The organism is Nocardioides sp. NPDC087217 (assembly GCF_044744805.1).
Lineage (GTDB): Bacteria > Actinomycetota > Actinomycetes > Propionibacteriales > Nocardioidaceae > Nocardioides.
The window spans coordinates 91,684-111,607 of the sequence record NZ_JBIUZB010000007.1; the positions used below are offsets into that span (position 1 = coordinate 91,684).

General features: G+C 67.5%; 23 protein-coding genes. 8 read left to right on the forward strand and 15 right to left on the reverse strand.

The genetic code is table 11. The annotated features are described in order from the left end of the window. The first annotated feature begins 95 nt into the window (after positions 1-95). The gene (locus tag ACIO3S_RS25255) at positions 96-779 is read left to right on the forward strand and encodes a hypothetical protein (protein WP_400468610.1); all 684 of its coding nucleotides are present in this window, start codon (positions 96-98) and stop codon (positions 777-779) included. A 214-nt stretch (positions 780-993) separates the two neighbouring features. On the opposite strand, the gene ACIO3S_RS25260 is transcribed toward ACIO3S_RS25255, so the two are convergent. Next, positions 994-1,572 (reverse strand): carboxymuconolactone decarboxylase family protein, encoded by a 579-nt coding sequence (locus ACIO3S_RS25260; RefSeq protein ID WP_400468612.1) that lies wholly within the window; start codon positions 1,570-1,572, stop codon positions 994-996. Positions 1,573-1,692: 120 nt separating this feature from the next. On the opposite strand from ACIO3S_RS25260, the gene ACIO3S_RS25265 reads away from it, so the two are divergent. Both ACIO3S_RS25265 and ACIO3S_RS25270 read left to right on the forward strand, forming a co-directional pair. Beyond that, the gene (locus tag ACIO3S_RS25265; RefSeq protein WP_400468863.1) at positions 1,693-2,334 is read left to right on the forward strand and encodes a hypothetical protein; all 642 of its coding nucleotides are present in this window, start codon (positions 1,693-1,695) and stop codon (positions 2,332-2,334) included. A 19-nt stretch (positions 2,335-2,353) separates the two neighbouring features. Next, positions 2,354-2,764 (forward strand): hypothetical protein, encoded by a 411-nt coding sequence (locus ACIO3S_RS25270; RefSeq protein ID WP_400468614.1) that lies wholly within the window; start codon positions 2,354-2,356, stop codon positions 2,762-2,764. A 5-nt stretch (positions 2,765-2,769) separates the two neighbouring features. Here ACIO3S_RS25270 and ACIO3S_RS25275 read toward each other — a convergent pair whose 3' ends face one another. After that, the gene (locus ACIO3S_RS25275; protein ID WP_400468616.1) at positions 2,770-3,453 is read right to left on the reverse strand and encodes a hypothetical protein; all 684 of its coding nucleotides are present in this window, start codon (positions 3,451-3,453) and stop codon (positions 2,770-2,772) included. A 337-nt stretch (positions 3,454-3,790) separates the two neighbouring features. Between ACIO3S_RS25275 and ACIO3S_RS25280 the strand changes: the two genes are divergently transcribed. Then, a complete protein-coding gene (locus ACIO3S_RS25280) occupies positions 3,791-4,651 on the forward strand; it encodes an alpha/beta fold hydrolase (protein WP_400468618.1) in 861 nt (286 codons plus the stop codon). Positions 4,652-4,767: 116 nt separating this feature from the next. On the opposite strand, the gene ACIO3S_RS25285 is transcribed toward ACIO3S_RS25280, so the two are convergent. Next, on the reverse strand, positions 4,768-5,358 hold the full coding sequence (locus ACIO3S_RS25285; protein WP_400468620.1) for a DUF6980 family protein: 591 nt from the start codon (positions 5,356-5,358) through the stop codon (positions 4,768-4,770). A gap of 157 nt (positions 5,359-5,515) precedes the next feature. Further along, positions 5,516-6,400, reverse strand: coding sequence for an NAD(P)-dependent oxidoreductase (locus tag ACIO3S_RS25290; protein WP_400468622.1), 885 nt, complete (start codon positions 6,398-6,400; stop codon positions 5,516-5,518). A gap of 87 nt (positions 6,401-6,487) precedes the next feature. On the opposite strand from ACIO3S_RS25290, the gene ACIO3S_RS25295 reads away from it, so the two are divergent. Beyond that, positions 6,488-6,865 (forward strand): winged helix-turn-helix transcriptional regulator, encoded by a 378-nt coding sequence (locus ACIO3S_RS25295; RefSeq protein ID WP_400468624.1) that lies wholly within the window; start codon positions 6,488-6,490, stop codon positions 6,863-6,865. Between the two features lie 11 nt (positions 6,866-6,876). Here ACIO3S_RS25295 and ACIO3S_RS25300 read toward each other — a convergent pair whose 3' ends face one another. Further along, positions 6,877-7,236, reverse strand: coding sequence for a VOC family protein (locus tag ACIO3S_RS25300; RefSeq protein WP_400468625.1), 360 nt, complete (start codon positions 7,234-7,236; stop codon positions 6,877-6,879). Then, a complete protein-coding gene (locus tag ACIO3S_RS25305; RefSeq protein WP_400468626.1) occupies positions 7,233-8,051 on the reverse strand; it encodes a MerR family transcriptional regulator in 819 nt (272 codons plus the stop codon). The genes ACIO3S_RS25300 and ACIO3S_RS25305 overlap by 4 nt, the downstream gene beginning before the upstream one ends. Before the next feature lie 144 nt (positions 8,052-8,195). Here ACIO3S_RS25305 and ACIO3S_RS25310 point away from each other — a divergent pair, with 144 nt between their 5' ends. Continuing rightward, positions 8,196-9,665, forward strand: a complete 1,470-nt coding sequence (locus ACIO3S_RS25310; RefSeq protein ID WP_400468627.1) for a peptide MFS transporter — start codon at positions 8,196-8,198, stop codon at positions 9,663-9,665. A 17-nt stretch (positions 9,666-9,682) separates the two neighbouring features. On the opposite strand, the gene ACIO3S_RS25315 is transcribed toward ACIO3S_RS25310, so the two are convergent. The 3 genes from ACIO3S_RS25315 to ACIO3S_RS25325 form a co-directional block, all read right to left on the reverse strand. Further along, positions 9,683-10,798, reverse strand: coding sequence for a hypothetical protein (locus tag ACIO3S_RS25315; RefSeq protein WP_400468629.1), 1,116 nt, complete (start codon positions 10,796-10,798; stop codon positions 9,683-9,685). Further along, entirely contained in the window at positions 10,795-11,307 is a 513-nt protein-coding gene (locus tag ACIO3S_RS25320) for a SigE family RNA polymerase sigma factor (RefSeq protein WP_400468631.1), read from the reverse strand. Before ACIO3S_RS25320 ends, ACIO3S_RS25315 begins: the two co-directional genes overlap by 4 nt. A gap of 140 nt (positions 11,308-11,447) precedes the next feature. Then, positions 11,448-12,722: an LPXTG cell wall anchor domain-containing protein gene (locus ACIO3S_RS25325; RefSeq protein WP_400468633.1), complete on the reverse strand. Its 1,275-nt coding sequence runs from the start codon at positions 12,720-12,722 to the stop codon at positions 11,448-11,450. Between the two features lie 399 nt (positions 12,723-13,121). On the opposite strand from ACIO3S_RS25325, the gene ACIO3S_RS25330 reads away from it, so the two are divergent. Next, entirely contained in the window at positions 13,122-13,262 is a 141-nt protein-coding gene (locus ACIO3S_RS25330; protein ID WP_400468634.1) for a hypothetical protein, read from the forward strand. A 73-nt stretch (positions 13,263-13,335) separates the two neighbouring features. Here the strand turns inward: ACIO3S_RS25330 and ACIO3S_RS25335 are convergent, their stop codons facing one another. From ACIO3S_RS25335 to ACIO3S_RS25360, 6 genes are all read right to left on the reverse strand, one after another. Beyond that, the gene (locus ACIO3S_RS25335; protein ID WP_400468636.1) at positions 13,336-13,623 is read right to left on the reverse strand and encodes a hypothetical protein; all 288 of its coding nucleotides are present in this window, start codon (positions 13,621-13,623) and stop codon (positions 13,336-13,338) included. Then, positions 13,620-14,885: an AMP-binding protein gene (locus ACIO3S_RS25340; protein WP_400468638.1), complete on the reverse strand. Its 1,266-nt coding sequence runs from the start codon at positions 14,883-14,885 to the stop codon at positions 13,620-13,622. The genes ACIO3S_RS25335 and ACIO3S_RS25340 overlap by 4 nt, the downstream gene beginning before the upstream one ends. Further along, positions 14,879-15,754, reverse strand: a complete 876-nt coding sequence (locus ACIO3S_RS25345) for an alpha/beta fold hydrolase (RefSeq protein ID WP_400468640.1) — start codon at positions 15,752-15,754, stop codon at positions 14,879-14,881. Before ACIO3S_RS25345 ends, ACIO3S_RS25340 begins: the two co-directional genes overlap by 7 nt. After that, positions 15,751-17,292, reverse strand: coding sequence for a flavin-containing monooxygenase (locus tag ACIO3S_RS25350; RefSeq protein ID WP_400468642.1), 1,542 nt, complete (start codon positions 17,290-17,292; stop codon positions 15,751-15,753). Before ACIO3S_RS25350 ends, ACIO3S_RS25345 begins: the two co-directional genes overlap by 4 nt. Before the next feature lie 45 nt (positions 17,293-17,337). Further along, positions 17,338-18,294 (reverse strand): 3-hydroxyacyl-CoA dehydrogenase, encoded by a 957-nt coding sequence (locus tag ACIO3S_RS25355; RefSeq protein ID WP_400468643.1) that lies wholly within the window; start codon positions 18,292-18,294, stop codon positions 17,338-17,340. A gap of 126 nt (positions 18,295-18,420) precedes the next feature. Continuing rightward, positions 18,421-19,455, reverse strand: coding sequence for an AraC family transcriptional regulator (locus ACIO3S_RS25360; RefSeq protein ID WP_400468645.1), 1,035 nt, complete (start codon positions 19,453-19,455; stop codon positions 18,421-18,423). 225 nt (positions 19,456-19,680) lie between these two features. Between ACIO3S_RS25360 and ACIO3S_RS25365 the strand changes: the two genes are divergently transcribed. Further along, positions 19,681-19,917 (forward strand): hypothetical protein, encoded by a 237-nt coding sequence (locus tag ACIO3S_RS25365; RefSeq protein ID WP_400468647.1) that lies wholly within the window; start codon positions 19,681-19,683, stop codon positions 19,915-19,917. Positions 19,918-19,924 lie beyond the last annotated feature (7 nt).

The following is a 19,924-nucleotide window of genomic DNA, read 5'->3' on the forward strand; positions in this document are numbered from 1 at the left end:
ACTCGTCCGGTAGGAACTGATGGCCGACGACGCAAGCCGCGTCGTAGGTCGTCTGAGCCGAGATTGGCTCGAACAAACTAGTCGATGGAGTTACCTTGTCTGACCAATTGCTTTCTGAGCTGATCGACCTGATCCCGGAGTCGCAGCGCGAACGCAGCGGCCGCGCGTTCTACTCAGGACGCGCAGCGTGGGCCAAGCCCTCGCGCATTTATCTGATCGGCTACAACCCAGGCGGCGACGCAAACGACCCAGGCACCGTCATGGATGACACAGAGACGATTCTTCAGCACGACCGGTACTCGGCGTACGTGACTGAGGGCAATCCGGTCAACGAGCCCCGCTGGGGTACATCCATGCAGGCGAGCGTTCGGCACGTCCTCGGAAACCTCGGCTATGACCCAAATCAGGTTCCGGCGTCGAACCTGTTCTTCGCTCGCAGCTCGCGCGCCGATCAGCACCCCGCAGAACTGAAGCAGCAGTGGAAGGAGGAGTGCTGGCCGTTCCACGAGCACGTAATCAAGAGCCTTGATATCGAAATCGTCATGTGCGTCGGCAAAGCCACTGCCGACTTCGTTCTGGGTCGTGACGCGTTCAGCAAGCACAGGCCGACCAGCACGTCTTTCACCTCAACGAAGGGTCTTCGGCGAATCAGTCAAAAGTACGACGGCCCCGGCGTCCGCGTCGTCCAGCTGGGTCACACGTCTTCGACTAGCTGGCTCGGAGTCGAGCGCGACCCGTCGCCGTACCTCCGCGACTGGTGCGCCAACGACGGCCACTGACAGACAGCGAAGCAGGCCACCTCGAAGCCCGAGTCGGGGCTGCGGAGACTGCCTGTGCCCCGTCAGCCAAGTTGCGGGGCGATCCACGTCACCGGGTCTTCCAAGCCATGGATGCCTGTATCAGTCCGATGTGCTGCGACAACTTTGTGGCGACGACGTGTCTTGAGCGGATGCCGTGACTATCTGGGCGATAAGGGCTGCGTTGCCGTCCCCGTCACTCGGGGGCGCGACCCCACGTAATGGCTGAGCGGACGGCCGGGTCCAGCGCCTGAGCGAGGGCGATGTCTGGGCGAGCACCGAGGGCGCTGTTGATGCTGGAGAAGGCTGTGCGGAGCCCGGCGTACACCGTGAGCGCCGCGATCTGTGGCTCCTTGAACCCGGCGTCCCGGAGCCGTTGCACATCCTGCGGCGTGCTGCTGCCGGGGGAGCGGGCGACGGTGCGGGCCCAAGCGGCCAGGGCCCGTTCGCGTTCGCTGAACGGTTCGTCGTCGGCGACAAGGGCGGCGATGGCGGTCTGTGGGTCGGCCCAGTCGGCGAGGCGTTTGCTCCAGGCGACGGCACAGTAGGAGTCACCTACTGCCCGTGCTTGCGCGATCACGATCACGGCCTTGTCGCGCGGTGTCAACCCGGCCGCATCGGCCGTGGCGTCGAACAGTCTCACGAGCTGTTCCTTCACGTCCGGCTGATGTGCCCACACCCGGGTGAGGTCCCAGACGTAGCCGTCCTCGGCGAGGTCCGCGGTGTACAGCAGCTCCTGGCCGGCGCTCGGCGCAGGCTCCTCTAAGAAGGTCACGCATTCAGCACATCGATGCCGCGCTTGGTCGTGCCGTACAAGTGCCACATGTCCCCTGCGTTGGGGATCGGAGACCGAGCGTCCGACCGACGCGGCGGCCGCTACTCTGACGCCGTGGAGATGAAGGTGGAAGAGGGTCGCTTGGTCGAGTCCGCGACCGACCAAGGCACGGACCGCCGTGTGTTCGGGGAGTTTGTCGGACCGCATGGTGAGCTGGCGTCGTACGCGTTCGGTTGGTCCTCGCACTCCGACAGCGGCCGCATCTCCATCGGCATCGGCGCCGGCAACGAGGGTGGCGGCACGTTTCATGCGGCGGTCTTCGAGAACGACGGCGATATGGCGTACGCACTGATCGACGAGCCATTCGAGGCTGTCCCTCAAGGCGGGCGAGATCTCACGGCCGCTCAGGCTCGCGCACACCAGGATCTTCCGTTCGTCTGGTGGGTGGTGGATTCCGTGATGGCTCGGGACAGCCGGGCGGCGTGGTTGCGGCACTGGGTTCTGCGCACGAACAGCATCACGACGGCTGCAGTCATGACAGGTGATGAGCCAGCCCTCTATGTCTCACACGACGCTGACGACGGCATGTGGCAGGTCATCGGTACGTCGGACGGCACCGTCGACAACGGACGGGTTGGTCATCTCTTCCACCTCGTGGACGACGACCCCACCATTGCCGGCGTCCTCGATCTCGAACCGGGGGAGAGTGCGACCCGGGATCGCGTGGGTGGCCCTTGGGCCCGGCGCGGGTCTGGTGCTTAGGCTCGATCGAAGGCGCAGCATGAGTCGGACCTCCTTCGTGACCAGACTTCGGGACCATGTCATTCGGCCGCTCGTTCACAGCGCGCTGACAGAGCATGAGATCCCCGAGGTCACCATTGCGGTCGTGACCGGTACGGAGCACGACAGCTCACTGCGGGAGCCGGGGGAGCCGCATTGGACGTTTCCCGACGATGGGCACGAGTACGTGTGGGTGCACGCCACCTATCAGCCGACGAACGAGGCAGCTGAGTGGAGGTTGGGGCGCACGGCGGATCTCCATGATCCGTCCGAGCTGGTCGCTGCGCTTCAGGATCTGGGCTCGCGTGTCGAGGACTGGCTGTGCGAGACGTCGTTCGCGTGGGGCGAAGAGCGCCACGCCCGGCGTGTGGAGCTCGGAGATCTGCCGGAGTGGCTGATCGCCGGAGCTTGACGGCCTCACCGCAGCTGGAGCAGCTCCCGGATGTCCTTCTCTACGAGAGCGACCTCGTCGGGCCCGAGGTCGCGGTCGCCGAACAGGGTGCCGGTTGCCGTGTGCGCCCAATCGACAATGGCGTCCACCCCGATGTCCGCGTCAGAGATGCTTACAGGGTCGAGGTCGAGGTCGGGGTCGAGGAGAGTCGGGGCGTGTCTGTTGAGAACGGCGTGCTCCTCGGGGGCAAGGTTCCGGTGATACTGGCGTAGGAGTCGGGCAAGCTGACCGAACGCGTTGATTCGATGGCTGTACTGGACGAGCGCGACTAGCTCGTGCGTATCCCAGTTGTTGAGTCTTGACTTCCGGGATATCCGGCGTCGGGCCCAATCGAAGAACTCCTTCTCTTGGTTGCTGTCGCCAAGCTGCGCGATGGCAGTGGCCGCCAGGAGACTCACCTCGCCGGAGCGGTCTCGGAGCGCGGTGACGTACGTGGCCATGCCGTCGGCGGCGTACCGAATTCGGAGGGTGAAGAGGCCCGCGGCCCGGCATGACCCCTTCTCGCTCGAGAGTGCCTCGTTGACCAAGAAGCCCAGCGGCGGCAGGTCGCCGCTGGTGCTACTCAGGTGCCGGACAAGCGGGTCTCGCCGCCAGTCCGTTGGATCCGGCAGTCGCTCCATGATCTCCGCTGTTGTGATCGAGACATCCATGCGATCTCAGCTCAGTTGTCGACGAGGAGGTGTCATCATGCATCGCCAGATCTTCCTGCGTGTGGCGATGCCTCGAAACGCCCCAGAACTCAGCAGCTGCGGGACGGCCCAGCCCACGTACGTTCCCGCCTTCGGGCGCACGGGCGGATCGCGTCGATGACGCGGGACCGGTTCTCGGCGTACCCACGCGAGCAGCTGGGCGCGGATGTCGAGGACTGGATCTGTGAAACGTCGCTCGCACGAGGCAAGCAATGCCATGCCCAGCGCCTGGAGCCAGATGACCTGCCGGGATCGCTGTAGGAATGGCAGCATGGGCACCCCGTCACCAGGAGGCCCCATGCCCACCACAGCCACGTTCGTCTCGCCGACCGACGGCACCGCGCTCGCGATCAGGACATGGGGGGAGGAGCTGTCCGCGCCGCGGGGCGTTGTCCAGATCGCCCACGGCATCGCCGAGCACGGGCAGCGTTACGACCGGCTCGCTCGGGCTCTCGTCGCGGCTGGGTACGTCGTGCGGGCGGTCGACCACCGCGGTCACGGCGGGTCCGTCGCGTCGGCCGACCAGCTCGGTCACTTCAACTTCGAGGCGCTGGTGGCCGACGTCGCGGCCATGGGTGCCTCGCTGCGCGAGGAGTTCCCCGGGATCCCGGTGTTCCTGGTCGCGCACTCGATGGGGTCCTTCGCGGCGCAGACGGTGATCGTGGACCGGTCCGACCTGTACGACGGCGTGGTGCTGTCGGGCTCGACCGCCCTCGACGTACTCGCTGGTGCGCTCTCGAGCGCCGAGGGGCCGGTCGGGCTGGAGGCGTTCAACGCCGGGTTCGAGCACCGGACCGGCTATGAGTGGCTCTCGCGCGATGAGGCCGAGGTCGATGCGTACGTCGCAGACCCGTTGTCCGGGTTCGATCTGCCCGACACCGCCGTGCCTCAGCTGTTCGCCGGCGCCGAGCGTCTGGCCGACCCGGCAGCCATCGGTGGGATCCGCTCCGATCTGCCGATTCTCGTCGTCTCCGGCGACGCCGACCCGCTTGCCGGAGGTGGCGCCCTGGTCGAGCTGCTGGGGGAGCGTTATCGCGAGGCCGGATTGAAGGATGTGACGGTGACGCTCTACCCCGGGGCGCGCCACGAGATCTTCAACGAGACCAACCGCGACGCGATCACCGCCGACGTGATCGACTGGCTCACGGCTCATTCCTGACTGCCGCACGGTTGGGGACAGGTGGTTTCGCATATGCGAAATCACCTGTCCCAGGACCGCTCACCTCAGAAGGATGCTTCGGTCCGGATCGTGCGCGAGAGCCTGAAATGGGCGACTCATCCCAACACCTCGATCAACGTCTCGATCCGAGCGGCGAGGAGGTCATCGATCTCGCCGACGACCTGGAGGCGAATGCTCTCGGCGTTTGGTGCTTTGGTGACGTACGCCGTGATCGCGGTCCATCCGTCTATCAGGTAGCTGACCTGCGTGTCAGACTCGCTGCCGAGCCGTTCCATGCCCGTGCGGACCGTGTGCCAGTCGCTGTCGGTGAGAAAGCTGCCGGTCCAGTCAGAGACTCGCTCCAGAAACTGGCGCACCTGCTCAGGGTCGCGCAGGCGACAGGTGATCTCTCGGACGTGCTGTCGGTCCGAGACCGGTGGCGTCTCGACGGGCTGTTTCCGGAGCCGAGCTCCACACCAGGGGCAGTGGCGAATCGCGATGTAGCTCGAGCCGCCATCGTGGATGGGAAGGCCGATCCGGCCGCTGTCATCGCGGAAGATGACCGCATCGGAGCAGTGGAGTGGGTCCCGGTGCAGGCGACACCCGAAGTCGAGGTGCTCGGCGAGGGCGGTGCAGCAAAGGTCCCGCGGCCGGCGTCGAAGAATGATGCGGGTGATCCTCGGCAGGAGGCTGGCGATGGCGGGCACTGGGAGATCTTGGCCTATGGCGCTGTCGTCCCGCGCCTCAGTTTCTTACGGAGACTCCTCGGCTGACGCGAGTGACGTCTCGGCCGACGTACCTGACGTCTCGGCGGATGGCGGACGGGGCGACCCCTCGCGGAGGCCGCCCCGTCAGCAGATCGACTCAGGCGTACGGCCGGATGGCGTCGATGATCCGAGACCAGTTCTCGGCGCCGTACCCACGCGAGCGGGCCCAGGTGTAGTGGGCCTGGACGGCGCGGGGGAGGTCGGTGTCGATGCCGGCGGCCTCGCTGGCCTCGACGAGGTGGTCGGTGGTGGCGCCCATCATGGTGACGGTGCTCAGGTGGCCGGGGTGCTTGCCGGCCTCGAGCTGGGCGCCGAGGTCCTCGCCGGCGGCGAGCATGGGCGGGATGCCGGCGAGGGTCTGCATCAGCTCCGGCAGAGCAGCAGAGGGCTTGATGCCGCCCGTCTCCAGCAGCGCCACGGCGTGGAGCAGCGAGGAGAGGGAGGTGAGGAAGATGTCCAGGTTGGCCTGGTACATCAGCTGGGCGAGCCCGGGGTCCTCACCCAGGTAGCGGACCGACCCGATCCGGGCCAGCGCGTCCTCGTGCCGCGAGAGCACCTCGGCCGGACCGCTGACATAGACGTACGCATCGGGGGTGCCGACCATCGGGGCGGGCACCATCACGCCGCCGGTCAGGAAGGTGGCGCCGTGGCCGGTGACCCACTCGCTGCCCTGGCGGGTGCGCTCGGGAGCCTCGGAGCTGAGGTTGACGACCGTACGTCCGGCGAGCTCGTCGGTGGCGGAGCCGAGCACGTCGTACATCGCCTGATAGTCGGTCAGGCTGAGCACGATCAGGTCGCTGGCGGCGACGGCCTTCGCGGGGGAGTCGGCCAGCTGGGCGCCGGCGGCGACGACCTCGTCGGCACGCGAGGCGGTGCGGTTCCATACGGTCACCGGATGCCCGGCGGCGAGCAGACTGTGGACCATCGCCTGGCCCATGGGGCCGAGGCCGATGACGGTGACGGGAGTGCGAGTTGCGTTCATGGCTTCATCCTTGCGACTCGCCTACGATTGCGGGAGTACCCACTATTTACTGGGGTACTTACCAGAAGGTGAGTGAGGAAGACCCCCATGACGAAGAAGGCCCGAACCGGTCCCTACATCTGCGGCATCGACGCCGCGCTCGACGTGGTCAGCGGGAAGTGGAAGGGGCTGATCCTGTGGGAGCTCGACAACTATGGCGTGCGCCGCTTCGCCGAGCTGCGCCGCGGCCTTCCCGGAGTCAGCGAGAAGATGCTGACCCAGCACCTGCGTGAGATGGAGCAGGACGGGCTGGTGCACCGCGAGGTGTACGCCGAGGTGCCGCCGCGGGTCGAGTACTCGCTGACCGAGCACGGCCGCACCCTCAACGCCGCGCTCGGGCCGCTCGGCCGCTGGGGGATGGACCGCATCGCCCGCGAGCGCACCGAGCTCGTCGAGCATCGCGACGCCGCCATGCTGCCGCGTTAGGGTTGGCGGGATCAGTGCGCGCCGGCGACGCAGAACTCGTTGCTCTCGACGTCACGCAGCACGGTCCACTGGATCTCGAACTCGTCGTGCTCCGCGACGACGCTCGCGCCGAGCGAGACCAGGCGCGCGACCTCCGCGGCGCGGTCGGCAGCGATGAGGTCGGGGTGGGCGCGGTTCTTGGCCTGGCGTGCCTCGGGAACGCGCGCGAACAGCCAGGCCGCCACGCCCGGCGTGGGCTGCTTGAGGCCGATGGAGCTGAACTCGTCGGTGCTTCCCTCGTCGAGCGGGCGGTCGAGCGCGGCGGCCCAGAAGGTGGCGGTGCGAAGCGCGTCGGAGCAGTCGAAGCTGATGGCGCCGAGAGTCAGGGTCATGCGGGGTCCTTTCGAGGGGTGAGCGGCCAGACGATGTCGGTCTGGTAGGTCGACGGCAGGGCGCCGTCGGGGACGTTGATGACGTACGCCTCGCGGATCGGTTGCCCGGTCGGGGTGCCGTGGTGCGCGACCCAGGCGCCGAGGAGGCCGTAGGTCTCGGGCAGGGTCTCGTAGCTGCCGGCGTGGGTGGCGACCGCGGCGGTGACCGGCGGCAGCCGCAACAGCACGGTGCCCTCGGGAGCGACGTCCGCCCGAACCGGAAAGTACGCCGTGACCTGCTGCTCCGCGTCGTCGACGAACTCGGCGTCATAGAGCGCCGAGGCCGGCCCGGTCATCTCGATCCGACCGGATCGGCACGCCTGCTCGAGCCGCTCGAACGCCGGCGCCAGGAAGTCGTCATAGGCGCCGTCGCGGACGATGCCGGTCACCGCGACCGCGTTCGTAGCGGGGAGGTCGATGAGTCGCGGCGGGGTCCAAGACGCAGGGGGAGCGGCGTACAGATCCTCGACGATCTTCTCGACCTGTCGGGCGCGCTCGCGCATCCGATCGGCATGCCTGGCGAGGGTCGCGGCGGTGACCTCGGGGTCGCGTGCGGCCAGGATCGCGGCGACGTCGGCGAGCGGGACCTCCAGGTCACGAAGCCGGCGGATGATGGTGGCGTCGGCCAGCTGCCCCGCGGCGTACCGACGGAAACCAGTCTCCGGGTCGACCGCCGCCGGGGTGAGCAACCCTTGGGCGTGGTAGGCGCGCAGCGTCTTGATGGAGAGGCTGGCGGCGCGCGAGAAGGTCCCGATAGACAGCAGCGGCTCGCTCATGCGATCCATCCTGGTGTCTCCCCCGGAGGGAGATACAAGGATCCAGCGGATGCGGTGTGTCAAACGCCACAACACCGGCTCAAATCGACCCAAACGGGCGGTCTCGATTTGGGCAGGAGAAGGCCGCGGGGTGAGCCTGAAGTAATGACTCAACTGCACAGTGAGACCACCGCGGGCGATCCCGGCGAGCGGTCTTTCCTGGGCCAGCCACGCGTACTGGCCAACCTGTTCGGCGTCGAGCTGTGGGAGCGGTTCAGCTTCTACGGCATGCAGGGCATCCTGGCGATCTACCTCTACTACTCCGCGGCCGAGGGTGGCCTCGGGATCAGCGAGCCGGTCGCGCTCGGGATCGTCGGTGCGTACGGCGGTGCGGTCTACCTGTCCACGATCATCGCGGCCTGGATCGCCGACCGCCTGCTCGGCGCGGAGCGTACGCTCTTCGCCTCTGCCTGGCTGGTCGTCTTCGGCCACCTCGGGCTCGCTCTGATCCCGGGCATCGCCGGGGTCGGGGTCGGGCTGGTGCTGATCGCCCTCGGCTCGGGCGGCGTGAAGGCGAACGCCTCGTCCCTGGTCGGCACCCTGTACGCCGCCGACGACGAGCGCCGCGACGCAGGCTTCTCCCTCTTCTACCTGGGCATCAACCTGGGCGCCCTGGTCGGCCCGCTGCTTACCGGGCTGCTGCAGAAGCAGTGGGGCTTCCACGTCGGCTTCGGGCTGGCCGCGATCGGCATGATCTTCGGTCTGGTGCAGTACGCCCTGGGCCGTAGCGCGCTTCCCGACGAGAGCCGCGTCGTCCCCAACCCGCTTCCCGCCGCCGAGCGCGGCCGCTGGATCGCCATCGCCGTCGCCGCCGTGGCGGCGATCGTGGTGCTCTGCCTGACCGGTGTCATCACCGCGCCTCGGCTCGCCAATATCGTGATCGGCATCAGCGCGGTCGCCGCGGTCGCGCTCTTCGCCGTCATCCTGCTGAGCCTCCAGGTCACCGCCATCGAGCGGAGCCGGGTGTGGGCGATGGCGCCCCTCTTCATCGCCTCCGCGGTCTTCTGGTCGCTCTACCAGCAGCAGTTCACCGTGATGGTGGTCTACTCCGACCAGCGCCTGGACCGCGACATCTTCGGCTGGGAGATGCCGGTCTCCTGGGTCAACTCGATCAACCCGGTCTTCATCATCCTGCTCTCCGGAGTCTTCGCGGCCCTGTGGACCAAGCTCGGCTCCCGTCAGCCGTCGACGCCGGTGAAGTTCGCGATCGGCACGATCCTGATGGGCATCGCGTTCTGGGTGTTCCTGCTGATGCCGAGCGGTGAGCACACCGTGCCGCTGATCGGCCTCGCGTTCATCCTGCTGCTTTTCACCCTCGCCGAGCTGCTGCTCTCCCCGGTCGGTCTCTCGCTGGCCACCAAGCTCGCCCCCGAGCGCTTCCGCACCCAGATGATGGCCCTGTTCTTCCTCTCCGTCGCGCTGGGCACTGCGATGTCCGGTCGCCTCGCTGAGTTCTACGACGTGAGCGACGACAGCGGATTCTTCTGGTGGGTCGGCCTCGCCTCCGTCGTCGTTGGCGTCCTGCTGCTCATCGGCAACCGGCCCATCCGGCGGCTGATGGCCGGCGTGCACTGACACTCTCGCCCGTGCGGTCAGGGTTGCCAGGTTCGCCCGCTGTTCATGGAGGTGCGGATGCCGTCGCTGGTCGCGAGATAGATGGTCCCGTCGAGAACCGCGGCATCCCAGATCGCGTCCGGGTCGGCATGCGGATCCACCTCGGACGCGCCGCCCTCGGTGAGAACAGTCCCCCCGATCAGGACCACGTCGTCGGCCAGCGGCACCGGACTGCCCGTTCCCTCGATGACTCCGAACTCCTCCCACGACGTCAGGTCGGTGGAGCGGTGGATCGTCTCCCGTGGGCCGTCGGCGCAGGCAACGAAGGCGGCGGTGTCAGCGGCGTGAACCCGCGCCTCACCACAAGGGGCGGCCAGCTCCTCCCAGGTCTCGCCACCGTCTCGGCTGACCAGTGGTGTGGCCGTGACGCTGCCCTCGCCCTCGGGCGCAGCGGTGGCGACCACGGCCTCGCCGAGCACCACCACGTCCCACAAGACTTTGGCGCCAGAGACCGGCACCGCCTCGAAGTCATCGCCCGCGACCGTGCTGCGCCGGAGGATGCCGTCAGCTGTGTCGAGCAACCAGACGTGGTTGGTTGATGCATCGAGGATCGCGCCACCGTTCCACACCTTGGTCCAGGTGCTTCCCCCATCGTGGGTGGCCCAGACCGGGCCACCCGGAGTAGTGGCCCAACCGTTCTGCCCGTGGGGTGCCATGGCGAGCCGCTCCACGGAGTCCACGGGAAAGTCGTACAGCCGCTCCCAGGCGGTGCCGTCGAACCGCCAGAACGCGGAGCAGCCGCAGTCGGCCTCGTTGGAGGTCGCGAACACCTGGCCGTCGGCGGCCTCGACCTGCAGCGCTCTACCGGGCTTCGGGCCGTCCACCGACTGATTGCCGTCCTGGTCGGGGTCGATCGCGGTCTCCGACGGCTGGGGCGCAGGCCGTGGCTCGCTCTCGCCGCGGGTGAGAAGGGCGCCACCGACGACGACACCGACAACCAGCACCGCGGCGGCAGCCATCAATCCGGTGGTACGTCGGCGGGCCTGCCGCCGCTTCGCGCCGCGTCGTACGTCGTCGAGCATCTGCATCGGCCCCACCTCGGTCTCGAGCTCGAGGTCGAGCGCCCGGTGAAGTCGGTCTTCCAGCCCGGTCATGACGTCTCCTCCCGGTCGGCGTAGTTGGATAGTTCGGCACGGAGCGCCTTCATCGCCTGGTGGGCCTGGCTCTTCACCGTGCCGACCGAGCAGCCCAAGGCCTCTGCGGTCTGGGCCTCGGTGATGTCCTCGTAGTAGCGCAGCACGATCACCGCACGCTGGCGAGGCGGCAGTCGTCTGACCGCCTCGAGCAGGTCATGGTCCGGCGTGCGGTCGCTGCCGACCGGTTCCCGCATCTCGGTCAGCGGCCGTTCCCGCCTCTGCTTGCGCCACACCGACACACTGCGATTGACCATGGCACGGCGAACGAACGCATCGGGATCGCGCACGTTGCGCCAGTGCAGCAGCGTCCGCTCCAGGGCGTCCTGCACCAGATCGGCGCCGCGCTGCTCGTCCCCGGCCAGTGCCCGCCCCACCTTGAGCAGGTGTGGCAGCCGCGCGGTCACGTACTCGGTGAAGGCAGCATCGTCCCGGGCGCCGTCGGCGCCGGTCGTGAGTTGAGCCGTCATCGTGCCTCCACCCAGGTCATATTTCCGGTCTATGTCCAGGTGACGCACGAGGCACGTCGATGGTTGTACGTGATCTGTGAGCGCTTGCATCGAACCGCGAGGCATCCGTCCTCGCCGGTGGCGCCGCCTGGAAGTGTGGGTCAGGCGTTCTTCCGGCGACGGGTGAGGAAGGCGCCGATGCCCCCGATGCCGGCGAGCAGCCCGCCGACGGCGAGGAGCACTCCGTTCGGACCGCCCGTGTTCGGCAGGTTCCCAGCCAGACCGGCATCGATCCGGGTCGGGACCTCGGAGTCAGCCTTGGAGTCGGCCTTGGTGCTGGCCTTGGTGCTGGCGTCCTTGACGACCGCCGCGCACTTCTCCGACTTGTCGGTCTTGGTCTCGTAGACAGCCGGGATGACGACCGTGACCGAAGAGGCAGGCGAGTCCACCACCGTGACGTCCGATGCCGGGCTGTCCTCCACCGTGCGGGTGTCGACCAGGTCCCAACCCTCAGGCTCGTCGGCGGTCCAGGATGCGTCGGCCAGGTTCGTGGTCGGCTCACCGTCTTCGACGAAGTAGAGCGTGACGTCGGGGTCGGTGTAGGCCTCCTGCTTGATCACGGTCTGCTCGTACTGCTCGCCGATCTGGGACAGGTTCAGCGGGTTGTCCTCACCGTCCTGACCGTCCTCATCGGCCGGGGTGCCCGACGTGGTGGTCCAGGCGGTGAAGTGGTCCCACTGCCATGGGCCGAAGACGGCAGGAGTGGCCTCTTCGACCACGATGGTCTCGGTCCAGGCCTCCTTGTCCACGACGGTCTCGGTCCAGGCCTCTTTGTCCACGACCGTCTCGTCCCACGCCTCCTGGTCCACGACGGTGACGGTCTCGGTCAGGTCGCCCTCGGCGAAGCGGACCCAGCCCAGGTCGCCGTGCTCGTCCTCGCCGTTCCAGTCCGGCGTGTTCAGGTAGCGGACCTTGCCGGTCTGCTTCTGCCTGTAGGCGTAGCCACGGGCCGTGACGCGAGTCTCCTCGTGGGTGACCGCCTCGTGGTGGACGACGTGCGTCTCGGCCGGGTGCTCGACCGTGTGGGTCTCAGCCGGGTGCTCGATGGTGTCGGTCACCGCGGCGGTGCCGGGCGTGTAGGTCCGGGTGTAGACCGAGTTGCGGAACTGGTCCTCGGCGACAGCCTCGTGGCTCTCACCCTTGACCACCTTCGAGAAGCGGGACTCCTCGTGGGACACCGCGTCGGTGTGCTCCACGTGCGTGACCGCAGGCGTGACCTCGGTGGTCGTCTTCTCGTCGGCGACCTTGACCTGAGAGGTCACGGTGGTCGTCTTGCAGTCCTGCGCGGCCTGAGCCCCCGGGGCTGCCACGACCGAGGCGACTCCGGCAACGGCGACAGCCGCGAGACCGATCTTGGTGGAGTTGTGCATGTTCATGGGCGGGTTCCTTGCTGGGTTTGTGGTCCGTGCCTGTGGTGAGCAGGCAGGGCTGAGGTACCCGAGACCGGGCGGGCGGACAGGGATGCCCGTTCGCGGTCGGCCTGGGCCGATCTCGGGTGGATCGTCCGGACCTCTTGAAACCGAGGAGCAAAGTGCGGCGCGTGGGCCGCCTCGGCGAGGCCTGTGAGAGGAGGGTCTCCCGGGGCTGTCTCAGCGGGTTGCGGGTATTCTCTTCGCCTACTCAATTTTGGGGTAGACAGGACCTTCGACCCCCTTGTGTCCGACCTGAATTGGGACCAAGGTCGGGTGGTATCCGCCTGTGCCGATGGGACGCCGGGCGGCCCACTCGCCCGCCTCGGGAGGATTCTCTCCGGGTAGCCGACGTAGCCTGGAGGCATGAGGTCGGACGACGATCTGTACGCCGATGTCCCAGCCCTCGATGAGCGGTCGCGACGAGCCATCACGGTTGCCGAGAAGTGGATCGGGGAGGGCATCGAGGGGGTGGAGACCGGAGACGCCTTCCGTACAGAAGACTGAAGACCTCTCCGGTCCCGTGGCCGATCACGGCCAGACACGCACCTGAACCGAGCTGGACCAGCTCGAGCGGGTGTCAGCTGAGCTCGCGCTTGAGGATCTTGCCCGTCGCGGTCATCGGCAGCGCATCGACGATCTCCACGATGCGGGGGTACTTGTAGCCGGCCATCTGCTCCTTGCCCCACACCACCAGCTGCTCGGCGGTCACGCTCGCTCCCGGGTTGAGGATGACGAACGCCTTGATCTCCTCGCCGTGCGACTCATGGGATACGCCGACCACGGCGGCGAGGCTGACGTCGCCGTGCGTCACGAGGACCTCCTCGATCTCGCGCGGGTACACGTTGAAGCCGCCGCGGATGATCATGTCCTTCGCTCGGTCGACGATGTAGTAGAAGCCGTCCTCGTCCTTGCGGGCCAGGTCGCCGGAGCGGAACCAGCCGTCCTTGATCGCCTCCGCGGTGGCCTCGGGCCGCCGTAGTAGCCCTTCATCACGTTGTGACCCTTGATCGCGATCTCCCCGACTCCGCCGGTCGAGCTGTCGATCTCGTTCCAGTCGTCGTCGATCAGTTTGACCTCCACGCCCCAGATCGGGACGCCGATCGATCCGGCCCGCGGCTCCTGGTCGGGGTCGCTGAACGTGACGACGGGCGACGTCTCCGAGAGGCCGTAACCCTCCAGGATGGTGACCCCGAGCTTCTCCTTGACCCGGTTGATGATCTCGACCGGGAGGCTGGCGCCGCCGGAGACGCCGATCCGCAGGTTGCCGGCGATCCGCTGGACGTCGACCGCGTCCGTGAGGGCGCCGAGGAGCCCCCACCACATGGTCGGGACGCCGGCGAAGAAGGTGATCTCCTCCTTCTGCATCAAGCCGATCACCTGCTCGGCGTCGAAGCGCGGCACCAGATAGAGCGTTGCCGCCATCGAGAAGCCCGCGTGCATCTGGACGGTCGCGCCGAAGGTGTGGAAGAGCGGCAGCGTCAACACATGGGAGTCGGTCGCCGGCTGGCTCTTGAAGATCCGGTTCATCGTGACCACGTTCATCATCGTGTTCGCATGCGACAGCTCCGCACCCTTGGCCTGACCGGTCGTCCCGGAGGTGTAGAGGATGATCGCGGTGTCGGTCGCCTCCGTGACCACCGGGTCGAAGACCGCCGACTTTCCGGCCAGCGCCTGACCGAGCGTCTCGGTCCCCTCGAGAGGGCTCTCCGCCGCCGGGTCGGCGGTGATCATGAAGAAGTGCTCACACCCGTCGGTCTGCTCGAAACCAGCGTGGCCCTCCGCGCCGATCGCGAGCTCGGGGGTCCCCTGGAAACAGAAGTACGCCTTCGCATCGGCATCGGCCAGGTGGTAGGCCACCTCCCGGCCCTTGAGCAGCACGTTCAGCGGGACGACGACGGCGCCCGCCTTGAGGATTCCGTAATAGATGACCGGGAAGTAGGGGAGGTTCGGGCAGCTGAGCGCCACCTTGTCCCCAGGCTGGATGCCGCGCTCGATGAGCAGGTTGGCGACCTGGTTGGCCGCGGCGTTCACCTGCGCGTACGTCAACCGCGAGTCGCCGAGGACCAACGCCTCCCGATCGGGGTACTTGCGGGCGGAGTCCTCGAGCAGGACGGACAGGTTCAACATGACACTCCTGGGGCTGGGTGAATCTGAGCGGTGGTGCCGATGAAGCGGGTCACCCGGTCGGCGAACTCGTCCGGCACCTCGATCTGCGGCATGTGGCCGATGCCGCGGAAGAGGACCGCCTCGGCATGCGGGAAGGCCCGTTCGGCCTCGGCCAGGTGTGTTGCCGGGAGAACTCGGTCCTGGTCGCCCCACATCAGCAAGGTGGGGATACGCAACGAGGCCACCTCAGCGAGGAGCTCCTTGCGCCAGCTGTCCTTGATCCCGCGGGGTGTGCCCAGCGCTCGCGCGATCTCGAGCGAGACGCGCCCGGTGTCGGGCTGGCGCGAGATGGCGATGGCGTGATCCACCCGGGCGCTCGTGGCCAGGCGTGGGTCGGCCAGCGACATGCGCTCGAGCACGTACGCCGCACCGCGTGTGGTGTGGAACGTCATCGCCTCACCCAGGCCGGGAATGCTCATGAGGCGCAGCGGTAGTGCGACCTCCTTGCCGAACCCGGCGCTGTCCGCCAGGACGAGGCCGGCCGTCCGGGTCGGCGCAAGGGTCGCGACCCTCATCGCCACGGCGCCACCGAGGGAGTTGCCGATCAGGTGGATCCGACGTGTCTCACCGAGTGCGTCGAGGACGTCGAGCACGGACTCGGCCAAGGTGGTCAGCGACGTCTCGGTCGATACGCGCTCGGAGAACCCGCACCCCGGGAGGTCGAGTGCGATCAGACGATGACCGTGCGCGAGTCGGACGAACTGCTCGGACCAGTCCTCCAGCGACCTGGTGATCCCGTGGATCAGCACGACGGGCGCTGAGTCGGGGCTGCCCGCGACTCGTACGCGCACCCGCTTGTCGCGGACCGTGATGAAGGATGGGCTGCTCATCGGCTGCTGCCCTCGAGCGTCTTCTGGGCTGGCGCCGCCTCCGGCTTCGTCGGGGTGAACTGCAGCGCCGGATCGTCGATCGGGCCCTTGCCGAGGACTGCCTGATCGTGCTTGTAGTCCTGCGGCGCCGCCCACGGGCCGGTGGTGCCCTGCTTCGGGAACAGGTGCATGGCGCGGTTCATGTATCCGTTGTCCATCTCGACGAAGCGCCTCAGCGGCATCGACGGGTCGGCGACGACCGGGGTCACGGTGGCATAGCCCTGCTCGTCCATGTGCGCGAGCAGGCGGCAGAACCAGGCAGAGACCAGATCGGCCTTCAGCGTCCATGCCTGGTTGGTGTAGCCCACGGTGTAGCCGAAGTTCGGGATGCCGCTGACCATCGCCGCCTTGTAGACCACGCGACTGGGCAGGTCGACGGGCTCGCCGTCGACGGCCAGCTGCATCTTGCCGAAGGGCACCATGTTGAGCCCCGTCGCGGTGACGATGATGTCCGCCGGAAGCTCGGTGCCCGATTCCAGCAGAATTCCCGTGTTGGTGAACCGCACGATCTTGTCCGTGACGACGGACGCCCGACCGTCGGAGATCGCCTTGAACATGTCGCCGTCGGGCACCATGCACATCCGCTGGTCCCACGGGTTGTACGTCGGGGCGAAGTGGGTGTCGACGTCGTACCCGTCGGGCAGCATCGCCACGTTGATCCGACGCACCAGGCGCCGCATCTGGCGCGGGAACCTCTGGCTGGCGTTGAACAGGATGCTCAGCCGGCGGGCGTTGATCGCCCGCGCGATCGCGTGTGCCCGCTTGGCGGAGAGGAAGCGGTGCAGGGTGTTGGCGATCGGATCCTTGCGCGGGATGGGCAGCACGTACGACGGCGACCTCTGCAGCATCGTCGTGTGCTGGGCGACCTTCGCCAACGAGGGCAGCAAGGTGACTGCCGTGGCACCACTGCCGATGACCACGACGTTCTTGCCAGCGTAGTCGAGGTCCTCCGGCCAGTGCTGCGGGTGGATGATCTGGCCGCTGAAGTCCTCACTCCCAGGGAACGTCGGGGCGTAACCCTGGTCGTAGTCGTAGTAGCCCGCTGCCGAGAACAGCATCCCGGCCGTCACGTCGAATCGCGCGCCGTCCTCACTACGTTCGAGGGTGACGACCCATCGCTGGTCTGCCGTCGAGAAGTCGGCCGCCACCACCTTGTGCCCGAGGCGCAGGTGGGGTTCGAGGCCGTCCTCGACGATGGTCTCCTGCAAGTAGGCGACGATCTCATGGGCATCGGCGAGCGCGTTCTCGCGGACCCACGGCTTGAACCCGAATCCGAAGGTCTGGAGATCGGCGTCTGAACGGATGCCCGGGTACTTGAACAGGTCCCAGGTGCCGCCGATGTTCTGCCGGGCGTCGACCACGGCGAAGGTGCGCCCGGGCTGAAGTGTCTTGAGATGGTGAGCCATGCTGATGCCGGCGATCCCAGCTCCCACGACGAGTACGTCGACGTGGTCGAAGGACGGCGGGGTGGTGGACGAGGTCTTCTTCTTCGCGGCCATGGTGATTCCTGGAGGTGAGTGCGGAAAGGCGGGCTCGGGCGGGGGTCAGCTCGTGCGATCGGCCGACAGGAGCGAGACGATCGAGGGAACGGCCTCCAGCTCCGGAACCGACAGGAAGTCTTCTCGCTCGTACGAGGGGTTCGGGTAGCTGTAGTAGCCGGACCCCGTGGCGAGGCCCAGGTGTCCCTGGTCGAGGAAACGCTCCTTGATGTAGGCAGCGTTCGAGAGCATCTGCGCATCGTTGGCCTGGTCGCCCCAGTAGGCCAGTACGTCGACCGCGGTCTTCATGCCGATGACGTCGAGCATCCCCATCGGCCCGAATCGCGCCCCGTTCAGCATGAACGTCCGGTCGACGTCCGCGGGCGTGGCCACCTCGTTCGTCACCAGTGTCTGCGCTGCGTTCAGAAGCGGCACCAGCCACGAGTTGAGGATGTAGCCGTTCTGCTCCTTGCGCACCGGGATCGGCACCATGCCGATCTCGATGGCGAACTCCGTCACCGCCGTCAACGTCTCGACGGACGTTCCGGCGTGCCCCATGACCTCGACGACGTTCATCAACCAGATCAGGTTGGCGAAGTGGAGCGCGCAGAACTTGTCCGGGCGCCCCGTGGCATCCGCGAAGTCGCGCGGCAGGAACGTCGAGCTGTTGGTGACGACCAGCGTGTGCTCCGGCAGCAGATCGGCCAGCCGCTTGTAGACGTCGGTCTTCACCTCGGGGATCTCGGGAACCGCCTCCACGACGAGATCGACGTCCACCGCCGCCGAGGTCAGCTCGGTGGAGTAGGTCAGGCGACTCCTCGTCGCCGCCAGGTCCTCCTCGGACGCGCCGAGCTCGCCGGCATAGATCGCGGCGTACACCTCGTGCTGAGCCTTGAGACGTTCGATGGCGTCGGCGCTGATGTCGTGGACGACCACGTCCTTGCCCTTGAACGCGCTGTGCCAGGCGATCTGACCGCCCAGCACTCCGGCTCCCAGTACCGCGATTCGATGTAGATCTGACATGCGATGGCCTCCACGTGTGTCGTGCGCCACATCGGCGCCGAGCACCACCGTCGCAGAGGACGTGCGGAAAGACTTGTCACCAGCCGACACGAAGTTGTCATTTGCCGACAGTCCTGTGCCTGTGGCCTAGGGATCGTGGTGACGAGCGTCAGGTGCCTCCTCAGGACGCTGTCCGCGTCGGCGCCGCAGCAGCTCCCTGGGCGACTCGCCGAACCACCGCCGACAGGCGCGGCTGAAGCTGCTCTGCTCGGAGTAGCCGATCGCGCGTGCGATCTGCGACGCCTGCATCCCGGTCGCCGCCAGCTCCCACGCTGCCGCCCGGCGCAGGTCATCCAGGATGGCTTCGAACGTCGTGCCGTGCGCACGGAGATGACGCTCGAGCGTACGCTCGTGCAGCGAGAGCTCCCGTGCGACCTGAGGCAGGCTGGCGCCGCCGACCATCAGCAGTCGACGCGTGACCTCGCGGACGTGATCGGCGAACGCGGGCTCCGGAACCAGCCGCTTCAGGTAGTCCTCGGCGAGGACCAACGCCGAGTAGTCCCGGCCGTCGATGACACGCGCGAGGTCGACGGGACTGAGATGTATCGCGTTGCGTTCCTGCCTGAAGTCGACCTGGCAGCCGAACACCTCGTGATAGGTCGCGAGCGGCGCGTAACGCTGGTGCTCGAACGTCACGCGGTTCGGGACGAAGGTCGGTCCGATCAGCACGCGGTAGGCGCGCATCGCCAGGCCGAAGGCCCGTTCGAGCATCTGACGGCGGTCGAAGTCGTTGCTCAGCAACACCGAGTACGAGAACGCGGACGTCCCCGTCGATTGGGTCAGGGCAGCGGTGTCGGACGGCACCATGGCCCGCAGGAAGTGACACAGCCTCTCCACCGCCGCCCCGACCGTCTCCGAGTTGCGCATGATCACTCCGAGAGGCCCGAGTGTCTCGAGCCCCTGCTTGCCCCCGAGTCGGAGCCCGAAGTCGGGGGCATCGAGCTCCCGTGCTGCGTGTCCCAGCACCGCACCGGCATCCTGGTAGCGGATGTACCGGTTGATGTCCTCGATCGCCGACGGATCGATGCCGTGAGCAGCAAGCATCGTCTCCGCATCGCCGCCGAGATCATTGATCAGGACGTCGGCCTGCGAGAGCACGGGGCCGCGGATGAGGAGACTCACGTCGACGATCTTCCTTGTCAAGGTCGGCCGGGCGCCACCTCGATCGCCATGGTCCGGGATCTTGATTGTGCCATCTGTCCTCGGTTCCTCGGGTTGATGTGGCTGCTGGCGCACCTGCGCCGGCGCGGTCCCTCGACCCTGCGGCTCCGGACGAGCGACGAGATCGGTTGCGTCCAGGCCGATCTCCGCTCGATCGCCGATACCTCCGGGGGTAGGCTCGAGAGTATGGCTGCCCTCACCGGCGTCACCGGAACGGTCGTCACCATCCGGTCACGGCCGGTGATCCTGCTGCGTGGACGGATCGACCCCGTCGCCTCGACCGCGTCGATCACCGACGCAGCCGAGATCTGCACCCGCGACCTGGCTGCGGCGTTCCCCGACCAGGCGATCACCTGCCGGATCCTGGTCGACTCGCCGCGGCGTGGGAAGGCGCGGCAACAGTCCAACGTGCGCGTGCGCTGACCGCACC

Bases quoted from the DNA above. Each gene is read 5' to 3' on its own strand.
- ACIO3S_RS25265 (WP_400468863.1), top strand. From the start codon at position 1,693: ATGAAGGTGGAAGAGGGTCGCTTGGTCGAGTCCGCGACCGACCAAGGC.
- ACIO3S_RS25270 (WP_400468614.1), top strand. From the start codon at position 2,354: ATGAGTCGGACCTCCTTCGTGACCAGACTTCGGGACCATGTCATTCGG.
- ACIO3S_RS25275 (WP_400468616.1), bottom strand. From the start codon at position 3,453: ATGGATGTCTCGATCACAACAGCGGAGATCATGGAGCGACTGCCGGAT.
- ACIO3S_RS25280 (WP_400468618.1), top strand. From the start codon at position 3,791: ATGCCCACCACAGCCACGTTCGTCTCGCCGACCGACGGCACCGCGCTC.
- ACIO3S_RS25290 (WP_400468622.1), bottom strand. From the start codon at position 6,400: ATGAACGCAACTCGCACTCCCGTCACCGTCATCGGCCTCGGCCCCATG.
- ACIO3S_RS25295 (WP_400468624.1), top strand. From the start codon at position 6,488: ATGACGAAGAAGGCCCGAACCGGTCCCTACATCTGCGGCATCGACGCC.
- ACIO3S_RS25300 (WP_400468625.1), bottom strand. From the start codon at position 7,236: ATGACCCTGACTCTCGGCGCCATCAGCTTCGACTGCTCCGACGCGCTT.
- ACIO3S_RS25305 (WP_400468626.1), bottom strand. From the start codon at position 8,051: ATGAGCGAGCCGCTGCTGTCTATCGGGACCTTCTCGCGCGCCGCCAGC.
- ACIO3S_RS25310 (WP_400468627.1), top strand. From the start codon at position 8,196: ATGACTCAACTGCACAGTGAGACCACCGCGGGCGATCCCGGCGAGCGG.
- ACIO3S_RS25315 (WP_400468629.1), bottom strand. From the start codon at position 10,798: ATGACCGGGCTGGAAGACCGACTTCACCGGGCGCTCGACCTCGAGCTC.
- ACIO3S_RS25320 (WP_400468631.1), bottom strand. From the start codon at position 11,307: ATGACGGCTCAACTCACGACCGGCGCCGACGGCGCCCGGGACGATGCT.
- ACIO3S_RS25325 (WP_400468633.1), bottom strand. From the start codon at position 12,722: ATGAACATGCACAACTCCACCAAGATCGGTCTCGCGGCTGTCGCCGTT.
- ACIO3S_RS25330 (WP_400468634.1), top strand. From the start codon at position 13,122: ATGAGGTCGGACGACGATCTGTACGCCGATGTCCCAGCCCTCGATGAG.
- ACIO3S_RS25335 (WP_400468636.1), bottom strand. From the start codon at position 13,623: ATGATCATCCGCGGCGGCTTCAACGTGTACCCGCGCGAGATCGAGGAG.
- ACIO3S_RS25340 (WP_400468638.1), bottom strand. From the start codon at position 14,885: ATGTTGAACCTGTCCGTCCTGCTCGAGGACTCCGCCCGCAAGTACCCC.
- ACIO3S_RS25345 (WP_400468640.1), bottom strand. From the start codon at position 15,754: ATGAGCAGCCCATCCTTCATCACGGTCCGCGACAAGCGGGTGCGCGTA.
- ACIO3S_RS25350 (WP_400468642.1), bottom strand. From the start codon at position 17,292: ATGGCCGCGAAGAAGAAGACCTCGTCCACCACCCCGCCGTCCTTCGAC.
- ACIO3S_RS25355 (WP_400468643.1), bottom strand. From the start codon at position 18,294: ATGTCAGATCTACATCGAATCGCGGTACTGGGAGCCGGAGTGCTGGGC.
- ACIO3S_RS25365 (WP_400468647.1), top strand. From the start codon at position 19,681: ATGGCTGCCCTCACCGGCGTCACCGGAACGGTCGTCACCATCCGGTCA.